The 19,289-nt window shown below is 55.5% G+C and carries 14 protein-coding genes and 1 tRNA gene; 13 read left to right on the top strand and 2 right to left on the bottom strand.

The window, feature by feature from the left end; all coding sequences use genetic code 11:
• Positions 1-41 precede the first annotated feature (41 nt).
• The 12 genes from VM163_02290 to VM163_02235 all read left to right on the top strand — a co-directional run bounded on the left by VM163_02290 (position 42) and on the right by VM163_02235 (position 14,097).
• Complete coding sequence (locus tag VM163_02290; GenBank protein ID HUT02702.1) at positions 42-1,394, top strand: radical SAM protein; 1,353 nt, start codon at positions 42-44, stop codon at positions 1,392-1,394.
• 566 nt (positions 1,395-1,960) lie between these two features.
• Positions 1,961-2,866 (top strand): UDP-3-O-acyl-N-acetylglucosamine deacetylase, encoded by a 906-nt coding sequence (gene lpxC, locus VM163_02285; protein HUT02701.1) that lies wholly within the window; start codon positions 1,961-1,963, stop codon positions 2,864-2,866.
• Positions 2,867-3,217: 351 nt separating this feature from the next.
• Positions 3,218-3,292, top strand: a tRNA-Cys gene (locus tag VM163_02280).
• 110 nt (positions 3,293-3,402) lie between these two features.
• Entirely contained in the window at positions 3,403-4,380 is a 978-nt protein-coding gene (gene sppA / locus VM163_02275; protein ID HUT02700.1) for a signal peptide peptidase SppA, read from the top strand.
• A gap of 133 nt (positions 4,381-4,513) precedes the next feature.
• The gene (locus VM163_02270) at positions 4,514-5,698 is read left to right on the top strand and encodes a DNA methyltransferase (GenBank protein HUT02699.1); all 1,185 of its coding nucleotides are present in this window, start codon (positions 4,514-4,516) and stop codon (positions 5,696-5,698) included.
• 714 nt (positions 5,699-6,412) lie between these two features.
• A complete protein-coding gene (locus VM163_02265) occupies positions 6,413-8,686 on the top strand; it encodes a hypothetical protein (protein ID HUT02698.1) in 2,274 nt (757 codons plus the stop codon).
• A 41-nt stretch (positions 8,687-8,727) separates the two neighbouring features.
• On the top strand, positions 8,728-11,007 hold the full coding sequence (locus tag VM163_02260) for a hypothetical protein (protein ID HUT02697.1): 2,280 nt from the start codon (positions 8,728-8,730) through the stop codon (positions 11,005-11,007).
• 85 nt (positions 11,008-11,092) lie between these two features.
• Positions 11,093-11,467 (top strand): cupin domain-containing protein, encoded by a 375-nt coding sequence (locus VM163_02255; GenBank protein HUT02696.1) that lies wholly within the window; start codon positions 11,093-11,095, stop codon positions 11,465-11,467.
• 23 nt (positions 11,468-11,490) lie between these two features.
• Positions 11,491-11,904 (top strand): hypothetical protein, encoded by a 414-nt coding sequence (locus tag VM163_02250; GenBank protein HUT02695.1) that lies wholly within the window; start codon positions 11,491-11,493, stop codon positions 11,902-11,904.
• Positions 11,905-12,424: 520 nt separating this feature from the next.
• Positions 12,425-12,883 carry an NfeD family protein gene (locus tag VM163_02245; protein HUT02694.1) on the top strand — a complete coding sequence of 153 codons (459 nt, stop codon included), beginning with the start codon at positions 12,425-12,427 and terminating at the stop codon, positions 12,881-12,883.
• A gap of 3 nt (positions 12,884-12,886) precedes the next feature.
• Positions 12,887-13,888, top strand: coding sequence for an SPFH domain-containing protein (locus VM163_02240; protein ID HUT02693.1), 1,002 nt, complete (start codon positions 12,887-12,889; stop codon positions 13,886-13,888).
• A 2-nt stretch (positions 13,889-13,890) separates the two neighbouring features.
• The gene (locus tag VM163_02235) at positions 13,891-14,097 is read left to right on the top strand and encodes a type II toxin-antitoxin system HicB family antitoxin (GenBank protein ID HUT02692.1); all 207 of its coding nucleotides are present in this window, start codon (positions 13,891-13,893) and stop codon (positions 14,095-14,097) included.
• 101 nt (positions 14,098-14,198) lie between these two features.
• Here VM163_02235 and VM163_02230 read toward each other — a convergent pair whose 3' ends face one another.
• Positions 14,199-15,230 carry a hypothetical protein gene (locus tag VM163_02230; GenBank protein HUT02691.1) on the bottom strand — a complete coding sequence of 344 codons (1,032 nt, stop codon included), beginning with the start codon at positions 15,228-15,230 and terminating at the stop codon, positions 14,199-14,201.
• Positions 15,231-15,728: 498 nt separating this feature from the next.
• Here VM163_02230 and VM163_02225 point away from each other — a divergent pair, with 498 nt between their 5' ends.
• Positions 15,729-18,212, top strand: a complete 2,484-nt coding sequence (locus tag VM163_02225; protein HUT02690.1) for a choice-of-anchor Q domain-containing protein — start codon at positions 15,729-15,731, stop codon at positions 18,210-18,212.
• Positions 18,213-18,286: 74 nt separating this feature from the next.
• On the opposite strand, the gene VM163_02220 is transcribed toward VM163_02225, so the two are convergent.
• The coding region (locus VM163_02220) for a glycosyltransferase family 39 protein (GenBank protein ID HUT02689.1) at positions 18,287-19,289 on the bottom strand (1,003 nt) is incomplete at its 5' end.

Here is a 19,289-nt window from a genome sequence, read left to right as displayed (position 1 = left end):
ATAAACTAACTTGCATCGTTCAGTTCTTCTGGGTGACCGGTATGGCAAATGAACCTAAAGTGTTGCTGATTACGGCAAAGACTGTCCGTCCTAAGTATCAGTGTATGCCTCTTATCGGCGTGGCATACATCGCTTCCTATTTGCGGGAGCGAGGGATAGACGTTGATATTCTGGACGCGACAGCGCTGGACGTGAGTTACGAGGGCGTCGTTGAATACGTGTCCTTTTACGACTTTGATTTCGTGGGCATCACTGCTATCGCAGCGACGTGCCAAAGCGCCCTTCGCCATCTCCGGGAGATCAAAGAGGCGCATCCAAAGATAGTCACGGTTATTGGCGGGCCTCACGCAACAGCCCTCCATGAGCAGCTCACCAGGGAGAACGATTTCGTCGATTACTGCGTTAGAGGCGAGGGTGAGATCACCGCCTATGAGCTGATCGACACGGTGTGGAAAGGCGGTGATGTGTCGAAGGTCAAGGGCGTTACGTTCAAGAGGGACGGCCAGGTCATAACAACGCCGCCCAGGCCTTATATCGAGGACCTCGACACCCTGCCGTATCCCGCCCTAGACCTGATGCCTCTGCACGAGTATTACTTTGAGATGAGAGGGTTGGCGACAAGGAAGGACCTGATCCTGCCGTTCTGCTCAGGCCGAGGTTGCTACAGCAACTGTGGTTTCTGCGCCTCGAAGATGATGTGGGGCGGGCCGAGGCTGCGAGCGGTTGACAAGGTGATCGAGGAGCTCGTGTGGATGCGGGAGAAGTATGACATGAAGGTCCTGTTCTCGTATGACGACATTATGAGCGCCAACCGCAAGTGGCTCATTGAGTTCTGCCAGAAGTTCATCGAGGCGGGCCTGAACGACATTCGCTGGTCGTGTGACGCTAGAGCAGACACTTTGACCGACGAGATGCTGATGTGGCTGAAGAAGGCCAACTGCGCATACGTGCTGCTGGGCCTGGAGTTCGGCACGCAGAGGCTTTTGGACATGGCCAACAAGAAGCTCAAACTCTCAAAGGTCAAAGAGGCAACTAAGATGATAAGAAAACACGGCATCAACTCCTGCGGTTCCTTCATAATAGGCTATCCGACGGAGACGAAGGAGGATATCCTCCGGACGGGGCGGTTCGCCAGAAGCCTCAACCTCGATGCTGTGCTGACGAATCTCGCGGTCCCCTATCCCGGCACAAAGATGTATGACTTCTGTGTCGAGCACGACCTGTTAATTGGAAACCTCGACGATGAGGCCTACGGTTCGCCACTGATCCCAATGGTAAAGCTGGAAGGGATAACTCCGGAGGAGACAGTCAAATTGCTCGGCAAGGTTCACCGGATTATCAAGTTCTCACCGCAATACGTGGCCAACAAGATTCGGAACCGGCTGAACACGTGAGGCTCTGCTAGGGGCGAGACGGCGGCTGGCGCTGGCGAAGGGATTTCTTGGTTGTCGCCCATTTCAATCCGCAGGTTGCACCTGCGGCTACTCAAATTATGCCCCGTCAGGGCATTCAGGCATGGCCGTCAAATTGCATCGAGGCCGATTCTCAGATTGTCGAGGCTTTGTAGCCCATAACCCCTAATCCAAGCCCAGAATGCGAGCATCAAAACGCCCACATCGAGCGATTACGAAAACTCCTCTCTGCGTGTGTGTTGATTTCTTGCCACGACCCTTGCAGTGCGCTTTCGGCAGGGAAGCAAGCTAACGGCTTACCGGAGGCAGGTGTAGAAAAAGCTCCCACAGTTGTTTGAGATTCTGCAACAAATGTTCGAGTCCGGAGTCGCTTTCGTCGGGCACATTCTATTTATGCGCTGTTGTTGGATTGCCGACCGGTAGGCCGATTACAGGTGCCGAACGAGTAGGGGATAGATTTATTATTCTTCTGGCACACTTTGTGCTTTAATATGTTCACGGGATGAGCGAACTTTAGGGACTAATTTATGATTACAGATAACGATTGTATGCAAAAGACGCTGGAGCGGTGTGTCTCATGCACAGGGATCGGGCTTCACAGCGGCGAGAAGGTTCGTATGAACCTGTGTCCTGCACCTGCCGACACAGGCATCGTGTTTCGCCGCGTTGACCTCGGTGGGAGGTCAGTCGCAGCCTGTCTGGGGAATGTCGCGGACGTTTTCTACGCGACGTCTCTGAAGGATGGCGATGTCGAGGTCCAGACGGTTGAGCATCTGCTTGCGGCGTTTACGGCGATGGGCATTGACAATGCCTTTGTCGAGATCGATGCGAAAGAAGTGCCAATTCTCGATGGGAGCGCCGCACCATTGGTGTTTTTAATCAAAGAGGCGGGCATCCGGACACTGAACAGGCCGCGCCGCTGTATCGTGATCAAGGAGCCCATCCGGGTGGAGACGGACGGCAAGTGGCTGTCGGTTTTGCCGTGCGATCATCTTCAGATTTCCTATACTGTTGATTTTGAGCACCCGGTCATCGCCAAGCAGTCATGCTCATTCGCCATAACTCGGGACGAGTTTATTAAGGAGCTCGCGCCGGCCAGAACGTTCGGTTTCCTGACCGAGATCCGACAGCTCATGAAGATGGGCCTTGCGCAGGGCGGCTGCCTGGACAACGCGATCGTGGTCAACGACCACCGTATCCTGAATCCCTACCTGAGGTTCAAGGACGAGTTCGTGAGGCACAAGGCGCTCGACTTGCTCGGCGACTTGGCCCTGTTGGGCGCGCCCGTCTTCGGCCACGTAGTGGCTTACAAGGCGGGTCATTCCCTTCACACGGCGCTAGTCGGGGCGATCCTCGAGGATGAGGAGAACTGGTACGAGGCAGAGCTCTCGAGGGCCACGCTCAAGGCCGTCGCTGCTCAGAATGCAAATGGGAAGGCGTATCTTTCGATATAGGTAACCCAACAACAAGTCGGGGGCGGCTTTCAGCCGCCCCCGAAAGCCCCACCTTGGCCAAAGAGAACATCAACGTCGTGTAGGGGCGGTTCACGGAGACTGTCCAATGAGCCGGGTCCGAGGTTGTGTAGGGGCGGGGCTTGTCTCCGCCCATCTATATATTCGGGCAGACACAAGGCCTGCCCCTACATGTGGCATACCCCGTTGCGTCATCCCCGTAGAAACCGACTTATTGGACAGCCTCTTGCATCGCATCGGCTTGCGCCGGGCGATGTCACTCTGGTTGTTACGGCGGCGGACAACCACTTGCATTGGCGCAATGCGTAGGCCATATTTGTTGGTCAAGAATGAGGCGGCATAGCCAAGTGGCTAAGGCAGAGGACTGCAAATCCTCGATCCCGGGTTCGAGTCCCGGTGCCGCCTCCAGAGGGTCTGCGTCCGGTGGTCTGCCGGCTTTGCGCCCTACGCTAGTCTATTGTGATTTAGTAACGTTTGGAAAGCGTGTCTTGTATTTTCTGTGAAGGAGGTTTTGAGTGATGAGACGAGGTTTGTTCGTTTCGATTGTCCTTGTTGTAGCGTTGGTGGTTGGCCTTTGTGGGTGCTACGTCAAGTTCCCCACGTTTGGGGAGCGCATCCGCCTGAGTGAGCAGATGCTCGAGAAGGCTAAGGGCACTAAGGATAAGATCCTGCTGGTTCCGCTCAGCGGCATCATCAGCTCGTCCTCGTCCCGTGGTGCGTTTTCGTCGCAAGACAACCTGGTAGAGGTGCTGGGGATGCAGCTTGATAAGGCGAAGAAGGACAAACACATCAAGGGGCTGATCCTGACTGTGAACTCACCCGGTGGTGCGGTAACGGCTTCTGAGATTATTTACCATAAGATCGCGAAGTTCAAGAAAGAAAAGGGCGTTCCCGTGGTAGTCCTAATGGGAGATGTGGCGGCCTCCGGCGGATACTACATATCGATGGCCGGCGACAAAATAATCGCCCACCCCACCACCATAACTGGCAGCATCGGCGTTATCTCCATGTTCTTCAATCTTCAGGGCCTCTTCGGCAAGATCGGTGTTGATGTCGTAACCCTGAAGACCGGTGCGATGAAGGACGTTGGTTCGTTTGCACGGCCTATGGAGCCCGAGGAGAAGGTTTATATAATGGCGATTCTTGAGCAGATGTATGGCGTTTTTCTGGACCGCGTGCTTGCTAACCGCACTGAACTCACGAGGGAGGAGCTGCTCAAGCTTGCTGATGGTCGTGTCTTTACGGCCAGCCAAGCACTCGAGGCGAAGCTCATCGACCAGATAGGCTACTTCGAGGACGCGGTGTCGGCTGTCAAGGAGAAGGGCAATTTCAGTGCGGCGTCGGTCGTCGCCTACGAGTGGCCCTGGAACCACAAATACGATGTCTATTCAGCGACTGCGCCGGGGAGACCCATCGACATAAACCTCCTGAAGCTAGATCTTGGCACGCTCGATTCTATCGGGAGGCCGGGGTTCTATTACATCTGGACGGAGTAGTCGCCGAAAGGAGGCTGATACTTCGTAATAAGGCTTCGTAAGGCCGATCATGTGTCCCATTCTGGATTGTCCGAGCAGGGAAGAGGCCAGCAAATGAAACAAGAGGCGAGAGACGTCCTGCCGATCGAATAGTCTGGTCCTGCTGGATAACGTTCAGTTCATATACGAGCTGGCGCTTGCGCAGCTCGAGCTTCAGTCTTTTGGGGCACGCTTTGCGCTCGCTGACGGTTTCAGGCAATTCAGACTGCTCGAGGCAAAGGACGACGACGAGCTTCGCAGAAGACTGGCCTACTTCAAATCCGTCAACGGAGCGCTTACCCACTATTTCCACATCATTAGGAAGAACAGAACCAGGTCCTTAAACCAGTATCTGACGCACTGGATATACCCCTACAAGGGCAAGTTCCATCCTCAGATGATACGGGCGCTGTTGAACATCATAGGGCTGAGTCCGGGGGAGACCCTTCTCGATCCTTTTGCCGGGAGCGGCACCGCTGCGGTCGAGGCGCAGCTTCTGGGGATCAATTGTATCGGTTTTGACATCTCTCCTCTCTGTGTCCTTCAGAGCAGAGTGAAGACCGAGTCCGTTCTCGCTTATGACGAGATTCTTTCGGCCAGCGAGGAAGTAATGAGCGCAGTCGGCGCCTCGTTGCTCGACAGTCAACTTCGGGTGGCAAGGGATGTGATCGATTCAATGGACGAGGGCCCCGTGCGGAACTTCTACGAGATGGTTGAGCTGGTCTCGATCAGCGATCGCGCACGGAGAAGAAGGGATTTTGGCAGTTCGTTCGTCAAGAACCTCGAGCGTATGCTCGCATCTGTCGGCGATTATCGCAGTGTTGCCGAATCCCTCGGCCTCAAGCTGGGCGATGTCAACATAGTCCGGGGCGATGCGCGCTCCCTTGACCTCCCTGATGCCTCAATCGACGGGATAATAACCTCGCCGCCTTACTCGATTGCGCTGGACTACCTGGCGAATGATGCTCACGCCTTGGAGCATTTGGGTTACGCGGCGGCAGACCTGCGACCGAGGTTCATGGGTCTCCGGGGAAGAGGCGAGGCGAAGCTCGCGCTCTACAATGAAGACCTGAAGAGGAGCCTGGCCGAGATGTTCAGAGTCTTGAGGCGAGACGGATACGCCGCGATCGTGGTCGGGAACGCGACCTACTCGGGCCAAGAGGTCAAGACGATTGATTCCGTGACTCGCTTTGCTCAGGAGATAGGCTTTCGCCTCGAGAAGGACGTGCCCAAGATCATCTTCGGCCTCTATAACGTCATGCAGAGCGAACATATCCTGATATTCCGCAAGGCATCGTAGAGACCGCTGCACGCGTTTTTTGGAGAGCGGCGGCTTGACGCCGCTTTCATTGGTGGTGGCTTGACACCACCCGCGCATTACTTTTTTACAGGAAAGTCTTAGCACATAAGCCCCGTGCAAATCCCCGCAAGGGGATCAACGTGAATAGCCCCACGTGCAACGTGGGGAATCCGTGCGAGCCGACAACCCTCTCCTCCAAAGGCCTCGGGCAATCTCGCAGAGATTGCCCGAGGCCTTTGGAACTAATAGATTCTTGTCCGTTTCAATCCGTAGGTTCCACCTACGGCTACTCATGTTCCGCCCTTTCAGGGCGTTCTGAGGCACAGCGTCCGGTCAGGTCCAATTCCTCAAGGAGGCTGTCCAATAAGTCGGGTCTGAGGTTGTGTAGGGACAGCCTTCTTGTCTCCGTCCATCTATATATTCGGTCAGACACAAGGCCTGCCCCTACGTATGGCATACCCCGCTGCGTCATCCCCGTTGAAACCGACTTATTGGACAGCCTCCAAGACCGGGGGAAACTCCTGATAGTAAAAACCGCTGCACCCCTTCGGTCTTTTGGGACTGCCTCGCGGACTCCGGGCCACAACCTGCTTTCCCCGGTGCTGAGGTTGAATTGAGTTCTTTAGTTGTGTTACAGTTTTTCTGCTTCGTTTGGATAAGGTGAAACTGTAACCAGTGAACTGTAACCAGTGATGTCAATTTAAGGAGGCAAGAATGAAACGGCGCATTTTGACCCTGACGGCGATTATCTTTTGCGTTTACGGACTGGGCTTTGCTGGCGAGGGCTTCTGGGAGACTAACGGCCCTTATGGCGGCTATATCAATCGAGTTCAATACGACTGCCAGACCCCAGGGCTTTGCTATGCCGGCGGTGAGAACGGGTTCTTCCGGTCGGAAGACGGCGGCGTAACCTGGCGGCGCAGCATCCCCAACCTCACCGCGAGCGACTCGGGTGTCTTTTGCAGTCGCTTTTGCGTCAGTAAAGCTCTTTCAGGGCTGGTCTTTGCCAGAATAGGGTACTTCGAGGAGTCATGGCCATTCTTCAGGTCGCAGGATGGCGGCAAGACGTGGGCGCCTCTCATGACGCCTTGGGACGGTTACGTAGATGATGTTGCCTGCGATCCGAACGATGCGAACCACGTGTGCGTAGCGCTATCTGTCTGGACTGGCACTTACAACGGGGGCGAGGTCTGGGAGTCCAAGAGCCGCGGCACATCTTGGAACAGGATCTACGAGGGTGTAGAGGTCTATGCGATCGCGATAGACCCAAGCGATTCGGAGACGATCTGGATCGGCTGTAATTACGGTTTCCCCAAGCGCACGACCGACGGCGGAGCTAGCTGGGAGGACCTGGGCCAGGGGCTGTTGCCGGGCGACTGCATTTATCCGCGCGGGATGTACGTCTCGCCGGGCGATTCGTCCGCCGTGTTCTTCTGTTCTGGGTACGACTACCTGTATCGATGGGATGAGTCGAGCTATGCGTGGCAAGCAGCGGGCATTGATGTAACCGACATCTGTTTCTGGCCGGGCGACCCCAGCAAGATGTTCGCCTGCGACTACTCGTGCCTTTACTCCTCCGATGACGGAGGCGCATCTTGGCAAGTGCGAAACGTTGGAGTGGGCGGCGTGTTCATCGATGCGTGCCCTGCGACCGTTGGCGAGGTCCTGGTCGGAGACCTGACGGCCATCTGGCGCTCAACGGACGGCTGCCAGAACGTGAATTATTCGTGCGACGGCCTTGTTGCTCAGGAAGCTGAATACCTCGTCGCCTGCGACGCTGCGAAGAGCGTTTTGGTATGCGCGGGCTACCATCTTCTCGCCAGGAGCGCCGATTCGGGCGGGACCTGGGAACTTGACCATTCGTTCATGGACAACTATAGCCTTTATCTAGCGCAAGACCCAAGTGACCTCAAAAGGCTTTACGCGACCGACTCTTCGGACGAGATAATCTCCTTCTCTGATAACTCTGGCCAGGACTGGGACGTGTTCTGTCACTTCCCGTTCAACGTAGGTTGGGTTGACGCCATCACGGTTGACCCGACCGATTCGGACACGATGTTCCTCGGTGTAAACACATCTATCTACCGGACGAGAGACGCCGGCTTAAGCTGGGATGAGCTGCCTGTTTTCGCATCGACTAGCGAATACGGCTACATCTATTCCGTGGCGATCGACCCGAGCGCACCGAGGCGCATCTTCGTCTGCACGTCGAATGGGCTATATCGCTCGACCGATGATGGGCAGAGCTTCGAGAGGACCAGCAGCGTTCATGCGGAGCCGGCGTTCGTCGAGTTCGATCCCAACGACCCGAGGAGCGTTTATGCTGGCGATTCGAGCAGCGGAGGGCTTTACAGGTCCAGCGATTCTGGAGATAGCTGGGAGAGGCTCGACACGCCGGTCGATTCGGTCTATGACATGGCGATCAACCCAAGCGATAGCAACGACTTCTACATATCGGGCTACATGGGCGTTCACCACACTAGGGACGGAGGAAACACGTGGACCTCGCTCTCGACGGAGGGCCTTGAGTGCACGAACATAGAGGCGATTGTGGTCGATTTTGGCGAGGCGGGAAACACGATCTACGCCGCGGGCGCCGCGGTCTTCTCGTTCCTTGACCCGCTCACGCCTTTTGTCTCGCTTTCGACGTCGCAGGCCAAGTATTATGTTGGCGATACGCTTCGGCTGGCGCTCGATCTCTCGAATCCGGGCGGCGAGCTGTTCGCCGATCTGGCCGCGGCGATTGAGCTGCCGGACAAGACGCTGGTCTATCTTCCGAGCCTGTGGATGGATTACAGCCCATACTACTCAGGCTGGATACCGGGACATTTCGACCTGAAGGACTACACGCTGCTCGAGGCGCCGCTCGATGCTGGGCTGCCCTCGGGCATCTATTATGCTTATGCCGCGCTCTTTGAGCAGGGCACGACGACGTATATGTCGAACCTGGCGGTTGAGCACTTCCGCTTCATCAAGGGCACAAGATAACATAGCTAAGCATAGAGTGATGTAAATCAAGGGAGGCAAGAATGAAACGGTGTATTTTGAGCCTGACGGTGGTTATCTTCTGTCTTTGCCAGCTGGGCATTGCTGGCGAGGGCTTCTGGGAGACCAACGGGCCTTATGGTGGCTATATCACAAGAGTCCAATACGACTGCCAGACCCCAGGACTCTGCTATGCAGGCGGCGAGAACGGGTTCTTCAGGTCGCAGGATAGCGGCGTAACCTGGGAGAGGAGCGTCCCTGATCTCCCCGCCGATGATGTTTCTTCCGCTTGCTTCTGCGCAAGCAGGAGCGTAGGAGGGCTGGTTTTTGCCCATATCTGCTGTTTCGATGATGAGTCGCTCTTCAAATCCGTGGACGGCGGAATAACCTGGGAGGGCATCAGCGCGCCCTGGGGCAATCAAGACCTCTCGGCGATAGCCCTCGATCCGAACGATGCTGGCCACCTGTGCGTCGCCGTATATGACACGTTCGAACTTGGCCGGCTTTTTCAGACCTTGGACGGAGGCGCGACGTGGGAGATGGTCTTTACTGGCCCACAACCTTCCGCGGTCTGCATCGATCCTGATGACCCGCAGACGATTTGGATTGGGTGTGTCTATAGTGCACCAAAGCGAAGCGTGGACGGCGGGATTACCTGGGAAGACCTGCCTTATGGTTTAGACCTCTTGTATTTCTGGCCACAAGGGATATATGTCTCGCCGATCGACTCCTCCGATGTCTTCATCAGCGACTGGGGCCTCTACCGCTGGGATCAGGAGCGATTTACCTGGACTGATGTCGGAGTTCTGGTGAATGACATCTGCTTTTGCAGGGATGATCCCTCACGAATGTATGCCTGTTATGGTACTACGGGGCTATATTATTCGGAGGACGGCGGCGATAGTTGGACCTTGATGTGCAGTGACTATGGCGGAAGCTTCATCGACGTCTCGCCGTTTGATAGCAACGAGGTCCTAGTCGGCTCGGACTCAGGCATTTGCCGCTCAACGGATGGCTGTAACAGCGCCGAGTTCTCGTCGAATGGGTTGATCGCCCAAATGGCCTCTCAACTTTTAACTTGTGATGACGCAATGAAGACACTTGTTGTGGCCGGCCCATACATCTTAGCCAGAAGCACCGATGCGGGTTCAAGCTGGGAGATCAACGACTACTTCAGGGACATATACTCGATCTGTGTCGCTCAAGACCCTAACGATAAGAGCGTGCTTTATGAGGGCAGCCCCTTTGAGGACATCATTCAGGTGTCCCACAATTCAGGGCAGGATTGGGAGTTCTTCTCGTATTGGCCGGGCGGGCAATGGGATTGGTGTGAGGACATCGCGGTTGACCCCAGCGACTCTCGCAGGATATACGTCGCGATGCTGAGTGATGCGATTTACAGGACGGAGGACCTGGGCTTCACTTGGCAGCGACTCTCGAATTTCGTCGGAGGGAGCGGCTGCGTTACCTACGTTGTCGCGATCGACCCGAGAGACCCCAATCGGGTATTCGTCTGCACTTCGGAGGGTCTCTATTTAACAACAGACTACGGAGATAGCTTCCATCTCGTCGAAGGACTGGGCATTAACCCATTCTTCGTTGAGTTCGACCCGGTTGATTCCTCTGCGGTTTACGCGAGCGATGGGTGGTACGGCGGGGGGCTATACAGGTCCAGCGATTCTGGAGATAGCTGGGACCGACTCGAGACGCCGGTCGATTCGGTCTATGACATGGCGATCAACCCGAGCGATAGCGATGATTTTTACATATCAGGCTACAAAGGCGTTCACCACACCAGAGATGGCAGCAAGACGTGGACCTCACTCTCGACGGAGGGGCTTGAGTGCTCGAACACGACAGCGCTTGTGGTCGATTTCGGCGAGACGGGCAACACGATCTACGCCGCGGGCGCCGCGGTCTTCTCGTTCCTTGACCCGCTCACGCCTTTTGTCTCGCTTTCGACGTCGCAGGCCAAGTATTATGTTGGCGATACGCTTCGGCTGTCGCTCGCTCTCTCAAACCCCGGAGGCGAGCTCTTCGCCGACCTCGCCGCGGCGATTGAGCTGCCGGACAAGACGCTGCTCTACCTCCCGAGCCTGTCGATGGATTACAGCCCATACTACTCGGGCTGGATACCGGGCCATTTCGACCTGGAGGATTTCACGCTGCTTGAGGCGCCGCTCGATGCTGGGCTGCCCTCGGGCGTCTATTATGCTTATGCCGCGCTCTTTGAGCAGGGCACGACGACGTATATGTCGAACCTGGCGACGTGCCAGTTTCGCATAGCGACGACTAGACATCAAGATCATGGTCAGTTCGAATGAGAGTTTAGACGCTAGCGCTCATGTTTGATATTCTGACCTACTGATTTCGTTTGATGATACTAGATTGGCTGCTGCTGGAGACGCAATGGGGAAGAAAACAGAATACCATATAAACACAGACGTCGAATTCGGCCCTCTAGAACGTATTGATCTGGCGGAGCTCGAGCGGGCCTGCGAACACGAATGGTTCAACCAGACGCTCTGCCGAGTCAACGACTCTGTGGTGCGTCTCGGAATCCTAAAGGGTGAGTTCCATTGGCATCGGCACGAAAAAGAAGAGGAGTTCTTCTACGTTGTTAAAGGGTGTTTGCTCATTGATTTGGAAGGCCGAACGATAGAACTGTCCTCGCATCAGGGGACAGTGGTTCCAAGGGGCGTCATCCATCGCCCGCGCGCTCCAGAGCGCACGGTGGTTCTAATGGTGGAAGCGGCTACGGTCACCCCGATAGGGGATGATTAGGCGGCAAATTGGAGGCATGTATTATGGCTGGACTGAGAATGCGCAAATCTTGGCGGGAGAAGCTGGCGGATGACAAGGGCCTGCCGGTTGTCAAGAAGATCGAGGGCACAATGAGCAGGAGATGGGGCGAGGGCACGGTCGTCATTCCCGCGCCTCGTGAGGTCGATGGGATCATGAGACGTGTGCCCTCCGGCAAGCTCATCACGATTAAGGAGATACGTGAGATTCTGGCCAAGAAGCACGGAGCGACTATCGGCTGCCCGATTACTACGGGGATTTTTGCGGGAATTGCCGCAAGAGCCGCTGGCGAGGCGGCCGCGGAGGGGCAGAAGAAGCTCCTGGAGAAGGAAGGCCACAAGGTGATCGCCAAGGGCAAGAAGTCAGTCGTCGCAGATTTCGAGAAGCATCTCACGCCCAGAGAGGGATGGGGGACCTGAATGCTGTATTGCACGTTGGTCCGGGCATTGTAGGGGTGCTGCTTGGAGGGTGGGTCATAATTCGCTTTGTGTAGTATATTATCAGTTAATTGTGTAATAGATAGTTAGTTTTAGCTGCATTGTGAGTCTGACTATACTATATTCCTCGGTAGGTTGATTTGACAATCATTTCACGACCCACCCTCCTTGTCCCGCCCTATCTCCGTTTGGCAAATCATAAGGAGGGTGCAGCAAGCAGCCCCCCTACTATGCCGTTCTGAAGCCAGAATGCATCGCGATGTCCGCCAGACGCTCACGGCACATCAATCTTATAGTGCTCGGATATTCACGGTATCATCCCTATATGGAATAAGAAGATAAGAACGCGAAGTGATTTATCGGACAGCCTCTTGAGGAGAAGGCCAGTTTAGCTGGCGAGCGATAAGTGCAGCAGCTGCGCCATCCTTGAATGCGTCTTCGAAGATATGTAGTGTAATTGGCGTTATCGTGCGCATAAGTGGGATTAACAGGAGGCAGAAACGTGGAGAGCTGGCAGATTTGGGTTATCGTCGGAGTGCTGCTCCTTATCATGGAGATATTTACGCCCGGCTTCGTCGTGGCGTGTTTTGGCGTGGCATGTCTGGTGGCCGCTATTTTCGCCGCATTCGACGTGAGTTTTACCATTGAAGTAGTCGTCTTTTGCGTTGCCTCGTTGGTTGCGTTCTTCACAGTCAGGCCGCTTTTCGTCAAGCGTATTTATCGTTCTGATAAGGATGCTGCGGTGAGAACGAACGTTGATGCGCTTGCGGGCAAGGTTGGTCTCGTTACCGAGAGAATAGACCCCTCTGTCGGCAAAGGTAGGGCAGCTTTGGGCGGCGATGATTGGAGGGCAACGTCAACTGACGATTCTGTGATCGAGAGGGGAGAGAGGGTTGAGGTCATTCGAGTTGAGGGGACCAAGCTGTTTGTCAAAAGCATTGCGAAGAACCAGGAGGAGTGAGCCGTGGGCGCCGGAATAGTTATCGTTGCAGTAGTAGCCCTTTTCATCATCATTTTCGCAGCACGGGGGCTGGTAATTGTCCAGCAGGCTGAAACGCTCGTAATCGAGCGGCTGGGCAAGTTCGACAGGATGCTCCAATCTGGCATCAACGTGATCTGGCCGATCGTCGACAAGCCGAGGCAGATCGAGTGGCGGTTCACTCGCGAGGACGGGCGGGGCCACAAGATAGTTATCATGCGGCTTGTGAAACGCATCGACCTGCGTGAGACGGTCTATGATTTTCCTCGTCAGAACGTCATCACCAAGGACAACGTGGTTACCGAGATCAATGCGCTGCTCTATTTCCAGATCACGGACCCCGTAAAGGCTGTCTATGAGATCGCAAACCTGCCGGATGCGATCGAGAAGCTGACGCAGACGACGTTGAGGAACGTGATCGGCGAGCTTGACCTGGACGAGACCCTCACGTCCCGCGACACGATCAACAACAAGCTGCGTCAGATACTTGACGAGGCGACGGACAAGTGGGGCGTCAAGGTCAATCGCGTGGAGCTTCAGGACATCAATCCGCCCCAGGACATCAGGGATGCGATGGAGAAGCAGATGCGTGCCGAGCGAGACCGGCGAGCCACAATCTTGATAGCGGAGGGCGACAAGCGGTCAAGGATTCTGGAGGCGGAGGGCGTCAAAGAGTCCAAGATCAACCGGGCTGAAGGCGAGAAGCGGGCAAAGGTATTGATGGCAGAGGGGCAGGCTGAGGCCCGCGTGAAGGTCGCAAGCGCAGAGGCGGAGGCGATCAACATGGTCACGAAGGCAATTGCCGAGAGCAAGGGTGACCCCGCAAACTACCTCATCGCTGTCCGCTACCTCGACACGCTGAAGGAGATGGTCTCCGGCAAAGACAACAAGGTTGTTTATCTGCCGTTTGAGGCGACCGGCGTCCTCAGCTCAATCGGTGGCATCAAAGAGATGCTGGAGGGTGTAGGCAACAGGAAGGAGACATAGCGTTGAGATTCATTGTAACATTTGAGCGCGACGAGGACGGCATGATTGTCGTCGAATGCCCTTCAATTCCCGGATGCGTCAGTCAGGGCAAGACGGAGCAAGAGGCGCTTCACAACATCAAAGACGCGATAAGGCAGTGCCTTGAAGTCCGGGCTGAGCGGGGAATGCCACTTACAGTATCGATGCGTGAGGTGGAGGTTCTCGTTTAGTGGCGAGGTCAGGTCCGGGCCAGCAACGCTGCGCATAGCGGCAGATGGCAATCTCAGTGCGCTCTGCCAGCCAAAGCCTCAGCGTCGCCGGCCCTGTTCCCTTAGCTCACGTTTTCAGAGGCCGAGAGAGCGGTAAGTAGCAGATTATTGATCTCATCCGGAAGCTTCCTCATCTCATTCTGAGCCTCCTGCACAATCGCCCGCATCCTGCTGTCGTCCCGCGTAGCGTCCAGCTGTCTCTTCAATCGCAGCAGCTTCAGAACCGCGTTGAGGTTCGCCGTGTCGCGAACTCCAGACCGCAGAAACTCCGCGAAATCCTCCGTTACGCTCTCGTTTAGGAACTTCCGCAGCTCATCCTGGGTGGCGCTATCGATCTCAAAATCCCTGTATTCCGGCCTGTCCTTCGCGTCAATTCGTATGACGATGTATGGGCTTTTCATCCCTGCCTCTTCCGCCGGCCTGCCGTCCTCCGTCACAAGCTCGCTCCCAGCGGAAAGCTTGAAGTTCTTCAGGATTGCGGACGTGCTCTGCTCCTTGTGCACCAGAACGAACCGTCCGGACGTCAAGACCTTCAGGTCTGGCTCGTTGAACGCAAGGTCCAGACGCTCCAAGAGCACCTGATCGTTCCTGTTCAGCAGGTTGTAGAGCTTGCGCCCTAAGTTTAAGGCATCCGGCGCAAGCGACATAAAAGCAAGCTGCGACGCAAAAACCGTCAGCTGTGAAAGCTCGCTCAGCGCCTCGCCGAGGCGCTGGACGCCATCTGCTCGGAGCTTATCGATTTCGAGCATCTCGATCGAGAGATGCAGCCTTTCGCCACTGTAACTGGGCGTGTAGAACACCAGTGGGTTGGCATACTCGGCGGCCCCGAAACTCGACAGGTGGTCGAAAGCGTCAACCCCAGTCCGCATAACGTTAATCAGGCTCGGCCCAGGTTTGCCCGCTCCACCAAGCCTCGCCCAGCTGGACACCAAAACCTCCGCCTTCCCAAATATGTCCCTCGTGTCGCCAAAACCCACGTGAATTATCTCCACGCAGAGCGGCTTGCCGACCGCGACCTGCTCGTAGTTCTGGTCTGCAAAGTGGACCTTCTCAGGTTCGGAGAGACTCCCCTTGTCGCTGAAGAAAACTGGCATGTTTACTCCTTTCAAGCGCTATTCATTTGCTCAACGCCATATCGCGCGATGATATTCGCTACGTTCTCCACTTGTTGTGGTGCCCCAAGACGCCCAAACCCATCCACATTCCCTTGTTGTCTTGACGCACAGCGCTCAACTGGCGATTCGCAGAGAAACGACGAGCGAGGGTTCATTAGTCAACGGGAGAAGGATTCCTTGCGGCAGATTCCGAGTGGAACTTGATGCCGGATGTGGGATACTATCAGCTGCTGGAATACCTGTGCCGAAACAGCGATAGCATGATTGACTACCGAATAGCGCTCTAGATTATGGGTGAGCAGATGTTGACAGCATGGCGGATGGCGACTCAGTGGATCGAGGGGCCGGCCGGAGGCACGTGCGCTAGGCTGGAGGTCGGTGAGAAGTACGATGTGGACCCAGGTTACTGTAATGGCTTTTAGTGGGTCGGGCTAAACTATGATCTCAGTGGGGCAACACCGAAGGGAGACGAAGACCGTGAGAGTGTTATGGCTTGTTTTGGTGGGAATATCGATGTTGTGGCTATCGATTACGCCATCCGATGGCGCGGAATATCACGTGAACCAGGACGGCACAGGGGATTTTCTGTCGATAAAGGTGGCGGTTAACGTTGCAGCGACGGACGGCGATACGATAATCGTCCATCCGGGGACCTACTATGAGAACGTAGACTTCTGGGGGCCCAAGGTTAGCTTGCGGTCCTTGGATCCGGATGATCCGAGCATTGTAGAAGGGACCGTGATTGATGGTGGTTGGAACGATTCCGTCGTGACATTCAATGGTAATGAAGACGAAAGCTGCGTTCTATCTGGGTTCACGATCACCAACGGGAGGGGTCACTCCGGGGGAGGGATATGCGGCACGAAGTCGGTCTTTAACTTTCGAGCTTTCCCCCGAACAAAAGCGACCGTGACCAATTGCGGAATCGTCAACAACGCTGCAAATGATGGAGGCGGCATAGCGCATTGCGATGGAAGAATTGCTAACTGCGTGATTGCAGGCAATTCGGCTGACCTGTCCTGCGGAGGCCGCGGAGGCGGCATTTACGACTGTCGTGCAGCCATAACCTCTTGTGAGATCATTGATAACTTCGCGGGTTGTGGCGGAGGGCTGGCTGATTGCAGTGGGACCATCAGCCTATGTACGATAATCGGTAATGTAGGCACCCCTCTGGGTGGGGGAGGTGCATCTTGCTGTGATGGCCAGATTCATGGTTGCGTGATAAGTAACAATCACGCAAGAGGGGCCGGTGGAGGAGGGCTACTTTCTTGCGGCGCCGCGATCACCAGCTGCACCATGTGGAATAACTCGGCAGATGGTGATGGAGCGAGCGCTTGTGAGTGCAAGGGCCCAATCTCAAACTGCATCATCTGGCGCAACAATACAGGGGTAGAAGTAGGAGGTGACCTAGATGGCTGTTCCACGCCGTCATTCTCGTGCATTTTGGGCTGGACGGGGGGTGGGGAGGGTAATATATCTGACGACCCGGTCCTAGCTGCACCAGAGGACGGAGACTTTCGTCTTTCACCGGGCTCGCCATGCATTGATGCCGGGAGCAACTGGTCAGTGGTAGGTCAAACTGACTTCGACGGACACCCGCGCATAATCAACGGCACCGTAGATATGGGTGCATACGAGTATCCAAACGGTTTCTACGTGAAGGTCCAAGCCACAAGAGAGGTATACTTCGCCAAGGAGATGCTGATCCTGAATCTTGAAGGCGGCAACTTCGGTCCAAGAGTCTGGGTTGACCTTTATGCGGCGATTAAAGCGCCCTACGGGCCGCTGCTGTACCTCCCTACTCTGGGGAGTGAGCCTCAGCCTTGGTTCCAAGAATTGAGCCTCCCCTCGGGATTCCATCAGGAACCGTTCGAGGCCTTTTCCTATGTATTCTCCGGCATGGAACCGAACGGCACGTACCCTATATATTACTTGTTTGTCCCAAGTGTGCCCGTTGGGTCAGCCATCAGCCCTGGCAAGTCGGAATTCAGATACCGGCGGCATCGCGAGAGGGCTCTGGAGGTCAGTCAAGACGGCTCAGCTGACTTTCTGTCGATTCAAGAGGCCATAGATGCTGCTCTCGAAGGAGAGACGGTTGTTGTGCATCCGGGCACATATTACGAGAACATTCAGCTTCGCGGATGCGACATAACCGTGCAGTCGTTAGATCCGGACGATCCGGCGATCGTTGAATCCACGGTGATCGATGGCGGAGGTAACGGTTCTGTTGTTCGATTCTCAGGGCTGGAGGATGGCAGCTGTGTCTTGTCCGGGTTTACCATTGTGAACGGGAAGTCCTTTGATGGTGGAGGAGTTCATGGCGCGGACACCCTGGCCAGTGTCACCAACTGCAGATTCCTCGATAACACGGCGACGGCGTGGGGGGGAGCGATATATGAGTGCCATGGTGCGATCGTGAACTGTGTGATCATGGGCAATTCAGCTTACGAAGGGGCAGGTTTGTGCTCCTGCTATGGCTTGATATCGAACTGCCTGATCTTGCATAACACAGCTGGGTTCCAGGGCGGCGGAATGTACGACTGCGGAGGTAGAATAAGCAGCTGCACGGTGAGTGGTAACATCGCCGAGTCTTATTCCGGCGGCGGGATCGGGAATTGCCCTGCGAGCATCGTGAACTGCATCGTCTGGGGTAACGATGCGCCGTACTGGGCACCGGACCTGGACGATGTTGGGTCATGTTCATACTGCTTGATAGGGGTTTGGTTTGAGGACCGCTGGAACATTGTGGGGGAAGACCCGAGGTTTGTTACCGGCCCGCTGGGCGATTGGTACCTGGGTCGAGGAAGCCCGTGTATCGACGCTGGTTATGGCACAGCCGAAGATGCAGGCCTTTCGGACCGGACGACGCAGGCGGACGCCACCCCGGACACAGCCACTGTGGACATAGGGTACCATTATCCAATATGCAGCGGGGAAGAGGTTGGCGGATGCAGACACTAGCTATGCCGAGAACAGTCTAAGCGAAGGGCGGCTTTGGGCAGTATGAAATGGCCTCGTTTTGTGCCGGACTTCGCTCAGAACGGGTAGCAGACCTTCATCATCTCCAGATGGACCGTCAGGACCTCGATGGCGATTAGGATCACGACGGCGACCAACACGCCAAAACGCTGGAGCTTTTGCGGGAGGAGATTCTGGATGGAAAACGCAAAGAACGCTCCCATGCCGATGCCGACCGGAAGCAGGTATCTCCCGTTGAACGCCCTGAACTTGCCAACGATCATTGTTCCATTGGCCACTTGGACGAAAATGATCGAGGTATGGACTAGGACGGCGTAGGCAAGCCATCTTAGCCTTTTGGCGGTGTGTGGTTTGAGGAGTCGCCTCTTCTTAAACAGTTTAAGGAGGATGGCTCGAAGGGACCCCAGACCTGCGAGGCCGAACAGGAAATATGTCAGATTTCGGCTCGTCTCTGACGGCGTGAAGCTCGTGTGGCTCGCTATTCTGAAGAACCAGCTCGTAGTGAGCCATACCCAGAAACTCTCTGAGCCAAGAATGTCAACGAGGCCGATGACGACGGGGAGTTTTGCATCCGGCCTGATCGTTGTGGCGGTTACGATCGGCAAGCCATAGATAACGCAGTTTCGGACGAACCACCAACCAGAGATGGCGGCGAGAAGCATAGTAAACAGGGCGAGCTTGCGTGAGGCGCTCTTGAGGCTTTGAAGACCATGTCCTCTTTCCTTCAACCAGACGAACAAGAAGACGAGCGGGACCGCTGTCAAGAAGAGGAGTTTGGCGAGGATGCCTAGCCCGACGATAAGGCCGAGCCCGATCAGTCTCTTGTTCGTTAGTGGTGTCTCCGACCACTTGAGCATCAGGTAGAGCAGTAGGGCGTACATCGGGATTAGCAAGTGGTCGTTGTTGATGCACGCCTGGTCAAACGTGAAGACCGGCGAGAAGAGAAATATGGCTGGCACGAGTAGCCAGGTAAACGACTGCGCTCCAAAGAGCAGTTTACCGACCAGGGCGGCGATGATAATCGTGAACGTTGACAGAATAACGGAGAAAAGCCTCATC

The organism is bacterium (assembly GCA_035527515.1).
In the GTDB taxonomy this organism is placed as follows: Bacteria; B130-G9; B130-G9; order B130-G9; family B130-G9; genus B130-G9.
This window is presented reverse-complemented; position numbering and strand designations above follow the sequence as displayed.

Bases quoted from the DNA above. Each gene is read 5' to 3' on its own strand.
- VM163_02290 (HUT02702.1), top strand. From the start codon at position 42: ATGGCAAATGAACCTAAAGTGTTGCTGATTACGGCAAAGACTGTCCGT.
- lpxC (HUT02701.1), top strand. From the start codon at position 1,961: ATGCAAAAGACGCTGGAGCGGTGTGTCTCATGCACAGGGATCGGGCTT.
- sppA (HUT02700.1), top strand. From the start codon at position 3,403: ATGAGACGAGGTTTGTTCGTTTCGATTGTCCTTGTTGTAGCGTTGGTG.
- VM163_02265 (HUT02698.1), top strand. From the start codon at position 6,413: ATGAAACGGCGCATTTTGACCCTGACGGCGATTATCTTTTGCGTTTAC.
- VM163_02260 (HUT02697.1), top strand. From the start codon at position 8,728: ATGAAACGGTGTATTTTGAGCCTGACGGTGGTTATCTTCTGTCTTTGC.
- VM163_02255 (HUT02696.1), top strand. From the start codon at position 11,093: ATGGGGAAGAAAACAGAATACCATATAAACACAGACGTCGAATTCGGC.
- VM163_02250 (HUT02695.1), top strand. From the start codon at position 11,491: ATGGCTGGACTGAGAATGCGCAAATCTTGGCGGGAGAAGCTGGCGGAT.
- VM163_02230 (HUT02691.1), bottom strand. From the start codon at position 15,230: ATGCCAGTTTTCTTCAGCGACAAGGGGAGTCTCTCCGAACCTGAGAAG.